This is a genomic window from Roseburia sp. AF42-8 (genome assembly GCF_003435965.1).
GTDB lineage: Bacteria > Bacillota > Clostridia > Lachnospirales > Lachnospiraceae > Roseburia_C > Roseburia_C amylophila.
In genome coordinates this window covers 1-812 of the sequence record NZ_QTVB01000139.1, presented here as the reverse complement: position 1 = coordinate 812, position 812 = coordinate 1, and the positions used below count along the sequence as shown (strand labels likewise).

1 protein-coding gene is annotated in these 812 nt (G+C 29.6%); it reads right to left on the bottom strand.

Annotated features, from left to right (window positions below; genetic code table 11):
- Positions 1-35 precede the first annotated feature (35 nt).
- Positions 36-812 (bottom strand): ArnT family glycosyltransferase (locus DW059_RS15685; RefSeq protein WP_147326086.1); only part of this gene is annotated, 777 nt, incomplete at its 5' end.

Genomic DNA, 812 nt, shown 5'->3' with positions numbered 1-812 from the left:
CCAATAGCAAAAAAAACAAAGCTACATATTTCAAATTATAAGTCAAAGTACTTTTTTATAAAAAGTGTAAATCTATTTTCCTTCTTAAAATTATTTTTGCAATCAATAACCTTTAATCCAAAATAAAACAACCAAATTCCGGCTAATGGTGACAACGTATGCATCCTTATCAATCTCGCCTGTTCAACAAATCCTGGAAATAACAGCATGATTACAGAAGCCAAAAATGCCGTTTCCATAGATTTCAATAAATTCAGCCCTATGTAATACAATGATATAATAACGAGTATTGCAAAAATCACTGATAACATTCTACCACTAACCACTGATAATCCTGTTATTTTATACACAATTGCTAAGCATAAATTATATAACATAGCCCCATGATATTTTTCCATTGTTGTGTTGTGTACAAAATCCCACAAAGCAAACTGATGTTCATTAATCAAACCATATGCCGTTTTTATCATATAATGTTCATCATTGTAAAATTCTGGGTTTACAGCTATTTTATATGAATAAATCAACCAGGCAGAAACTATAAGTATTGCCACATTCACTAAATGAATATAATTTGATGTATTAAGTCGTACAGTGTCACCTTGTTTTGATGCATGAACAGCAATTACAGTTAATGCCAATACTATAATTGTTACTCCTACAGAAATAATAATGCTCAAAACATTTCTGTAGATCAAATTTCTAAATCTTAAGAAAAGAATCATATATGAACACAATAATAGAAAGCCTTGCAACAAAAACAGCAAACCAGCCGATTGTTCATTCTTTTCAAATACATTTTCTGTTTTACT